Source organism: Pseudomonas sp. RL_5y_Pfl2_73, from assembly GCF_963970515.1.
GTDB lineage: Bacteria > Pseudomonadota > Gammaproteobacteria > Pseudomonadales > Pseudomonadaceae > Aquipseudomonas.
Genome location: NZ_CAXAPD010000070.1, coordinates 1 through 4,483, shown reverse-complemented (window position 1 = coordinate 4,483; position 4,483 = coordinate 1). Strand labels below are relative to the sequence as shown.

Genomic DNA, 4,483 nt, shown 5'->3' with positions numbered 1-4,483 from the left:
AATCTGGACCGATCAGTTTGGCCGGGTGAAGGTGCACTTCTACTGGGACCGTCACGACCAATCCAACGAGAACAGCTCGTGCTGGATCCGGGTGTCGCAATCCTGGGCCGGCAAGAACTGGGGCTCGATGCAGATCCCACGCATTGGCCAGGAAGTGATTGTGAGTTTTCTCGAGGGCGACCCGGACCGGCCGATCATCACCGGCCGCGTCTACAACGCCGAGCAGACCGTGCCCTACGACCTGCCAGATAACGCGACCCAGAGCGGCATGAAAAGCCGTTCGAGCAAGGGCGGCACGCCGGCGAACTTCAACGAAATCCGCATGGAAGACAAGAAAGGCGCCGAGCAGCTGTACATCCATGCCGAGCGCAACCAGGACATCGTGGTCGAGGTTGACGAGAGCCATTCGGTGGGCCATGACCGCAACAAGAGTATCGGCCACAACGAAACGGTGACCATCGGCAACAACCGCCTGCGCATCGTCAAGCAGGAGGACATCCTCTCGGTGGGCCTGCGCAAGACCGACAGCATCAGCCAGAGCTACGTGATTGAAGTGGGCGAAAACCTGCGCCTGGTGTGCGGCGAAAGCATCCTGGAGCTCAACGCCAGCGGCCAGATCAACCTGACCGGCGTGCAGATCAGCTTCTACGCCAGCGGCGATGCCGAGTTCAACACCGGCGGGGTGCTGCACCTGAACAACGGCGGCGGCCCCGGTGCCACGCCCGATGGCCAAGGCGTCAAGGGCAGCATCGACGCCAACATCAACGCCGCGTTCCCCAAGGGCTAACTTCGAGATTTATGCGCCATGACTTACCGCCTCAATGAATTCCAGCTCCAGCTGCCGCCAAGCGAGTTGCTGGACGCGACGATCAACATCCTCAAGTTCCCTGAGCTGGGCACCTCCTTGATCGTCAGCCGCAGCCTGCTGGCCGAGGGCGAGACCCTGCAAAGCAACCTCGACGACCAACTCAAGCGCTTGGAAAAACAGGTCCAGCAACTGCGCTGCCAACCGGGCGCCACCGTGCACGTGGGCGCCAAGCAGGAAGTCGAAGCCATCGAACTGCGCAGCCAGTTCAACAAGGGCAACGAGAAGGTCTTCCAATATCAGCTCGCCCTGGTACTGCCCGGCACCCGCAAGATGCTTGCCCTGAGCTATGTGAAAGCCGAGAAGCTGGGCGATGCCGAAGCCGCGCATTGGGCGACGATCAAGGGTTCGCTGGTATTCGACACCCAACCCTGACCCTTGTGGGAGCGAGCTTGCTCGCGATAGCGGTGGCCCAGCCACTGATGAGTGTTGACTGAAAAGGCCTCATCGCGAGCAAGCTCGCTCCCACAGGGGGTTGGTGGTGACCGGGAAGTGGAAGGCATCACCGATCAAAATGTGGGAGCGAGCCTGCTCGCGATAGCGGTGGGTCAGACGCTAGTGATGTTGACTGGTCAGACGTCATCGCGAGCAGGCTCGCTCCCACAGGGACAAACCGAAGCGGATCAAGCGCCAGAAATGGCATCAATGAGCATGCCGTAACCCACAAGGACAACAGGCGCAATGGAAGGCATCAAATTGCTTGAACACACTCTCATCAGCCACCTGAGCGACCTGCATGTCTGACGCGCTCTGGGCCGCCCGCCTGGGCGATGCACTCAACCACACCTCAATGATGGCCGACATCCTCGGCGGCGTCTTGGAGGTGGCGGCCAACATCGCAATCACCGCCCTGGCGACTGCCGCCGTGGTCGCCGCCACCGGCATCACCGTGGTGACCGGCGGCCTGGGTTGCTTCGTCCTGGGCTTGGTGGTGGGCACCATCGTCGGCCTGGCCATGAGCAAGACCGGGGCCGACAAAGGCCTGAGTAACCTATGCGAGGGCATCGGCAACGCCCTCTTTCCGCCCACGGTGCAGGCCAACATCCTCACCGGCTCCAAGGACACCTTCACCAACAACATCCCCTCGGCCCGCGCCGCCGGGGCGATTGAATCCCATGTCGCCCCGGCCGGCACCGAGCTTGAAGCCCCCGAGCCTGAAGAAGAACCCAGCTACCTGGACATGGCCGGGAATTTCTTCTCGCAGATGTGGCGCCCCACCGTCGCAACCCCCGCCCCTGGCGCGGTGCCCAAGCCGGAAGACCTGGTCATCTGCACCAAGCACCCACCCATGCCGCCGCAGTTCATGGCCGAAGGTTCGGACAAGGTCACCATCAACGGCCAGCCCGCCGTGCGCAGCGGCGACCGCAGCACCTGCGACGCGACCGTGGTGTCGGCCGGGTTGATTTCGCCCAACGTAACCATTGGTGGTGGCTCGGTGGTGGTGCGCGAGATCCGCAGCGGCAAGACACCCGGCGTGGGCCTGGCGGTCACCGCGCTGCTGATGCTCAAGGGCAGCAAGGGCAAGTTCTTCAGCAAACTGCCATGCATGCTGGTGGGTGGCGCGGTGTCCATGGCCGCCAGCAGCGCGGCGAACGCAGCCGCCAACGCCGCCATGGGTTCGTCGAACCCGGTGCATGCCGCCACGGGCGCCAAAGTATTGGGCGGTGACGAGGACCTGGATTTCGTCTTGCCCGGCATCCTGCCGATTGACTGGCAACGCGTGTACAACAGCCGCGACGAACGCCACGACAGCCTGTTCGGCGCCGGCTGGAGCGTCGCCTACGAAGTTTGCGTCGACATTCTCCCGCACCCGGACGGCGGCGAAACCCTGATCTACACCGACGAACAGGGCCGGCCCATCGACATGGGCTCCATCCCCTTGGGCGGCGCGGTGTTCAGCGCTGGCGAAGGCCTGGCCGTGCGCCGCCATTTGAACGGACAATTGCTGATCGAAAGCGAAGACGGCCTGTACCGCTTGTTCGAACCTTCGCCAGCCAACCCTTCGCACCTGCGCCTGAGCCAACTGGGCGACCGCAACGACAACCGCATCCACCTCGACTACGACGATGCAGGACGCCTGGCGCGGCTGCGCGACACCTTCGACCTGGTGCACGTCGAGCTGATCCGCGCAGGCGAACGCGTCACCCACATCGAGCGCCTCTACGCCGATCAAACGCGGGAAGTGCTGGTCAGCTACGCCTACGACGCAGCCAACACCCTCGCCGAAGTGCGCGACGCCACCGGCCAGGTGCAACGGCGCTTCAGCTACGACGCCGGGCAACGAATGGTCGAGCACCAGTTACCCAGCGGCCTGCACTGCTTCTACGAATGGGCCCTGATCGAAGACCAGGAATGGCGCGTGGTCCGCCACTGGACCGACGAAGGCGACGCCTACCAGTTCGACTATGACCTCAAGGCCGGCATCACCCGCATCAGCGACAGCCTGCAACGCGTCAGCACCCGGCACTGGAACAGTCAGCACCAGATCACCCAGTCCACTGACAACCTCGGCCAGACCTGGCTGTTCGAATGGAACGATGAGCGCCAGTTGCTCAGCGCCACCGACCCACAGGGCGGCCAGTATCAATTCAGCTACGACGACGCCGGCAACCTGATCAGCGAAACCGACCCGTTGGGCCGCAGCGAATCCACCCTCTGGCTCGAACACTGGGCCCTGCCGCTGGTGGACACCGACGCCGCCGGCCACAGCTGGAAATACCGCTACGATCAACGCGGCAACTGCACCGCGGAAACCGACCCGCTGGGCCATGTCACCCGCTACCGCCACGACGCCCACGGCCAGGTCGTGGAGATCATCGACGCCACCGGCAAAAGCAAAAAGCTGCGCTGGAACCCGTTCGGCCAATTGGTGGAACACGTCGATTGCTCGGGTTACCCGACGCGTTTCAGCTACGACGCGCGCGGCTACCTGCAGACCATCACCGACGCCCTCGGCGAGCGCACCCAATTGCGCTACGACGCCCAGGGGCGTCTGCTCGGCAGCCAATTGCCGGACGGCCGCACCGAACACTACCAGCGCGACACCGCCGGCCAACTCATCGGCTACACCGACCCGACCGGGCACACCACGCGCTACCAACACAACCGCCGCGGCCAGGTCCGCCAACGCACCGACGCCCAGGGCCGGCAAGTGCAGTTCGCCTACGACAGCTTCGGCCGGCTGCAAGCGCTGACTAACGAGAATGGCGAGAGCTACCGGTTTGCTTGGGATATCGGGGATCGGTTGATCGAACAACAGGACCTGGACGGCAGCGCCAAGCGCTACGACTACGACCGCCTCGACAACGTCGCGGCGGTGACGGCGATGCCTGCGCCGTACGGCACGGGCCTGGCGCTCATTCCCGAAACACCGCCGGCGCCCATCGTCCATCGCCTGGAACGCGACGCCGTGGGCCGGCTGATCGCTAAAGTCACCGACGATGGCCGCACTGAATACCTCTACGACCCGCTGGACCAACTCACCGCCGTCACCTTCACCGACCTGCAAGGCAACGCGCAAACCCTGAGCTTCGCCTACGACGCCCTCGGCCAGTTGCTCGCCGAAAACAGCGCCGCCGGCAGCCTGCAACACCACTACGACGAACTCGGCAACCTGAT

3 protein-coding genes are annotated in these 4,483 nt (G+C 64.0%); all 3 read left to right on the top strand.

Translation table 11 applies throughout. From position 1 onward, the window contains the following. Nucleotides 1-787: type VI secretion system tip protein TssI/VgrG (gene tssI / locus AACY42_RS27970; RefSeq protein ID WP_339483732.1), on the top strand; the 787-nt coding region annotated here is incomplete at its 5' end. Between the two features lie 18 nt (nt 788-805). After that, a complete protein-coding gene (locus AACY42_RS27965; protein ID WP_339483731.1) occupies nt 806-1,240 on the top strand; it encodes a DcrB-related protein in 435 nt (144 codons plus the stop codon). A gap of 361 nt (nt 1,241-1,601) precedes the next feature. Further along, on the top strand, nt 1,602-4,483 hold a 2,882-nt coding region (locus tag AACY42_RS27960; protein WP_339483730.1), incomplete at its 3' end, for a DUF6531 domain-containing protein.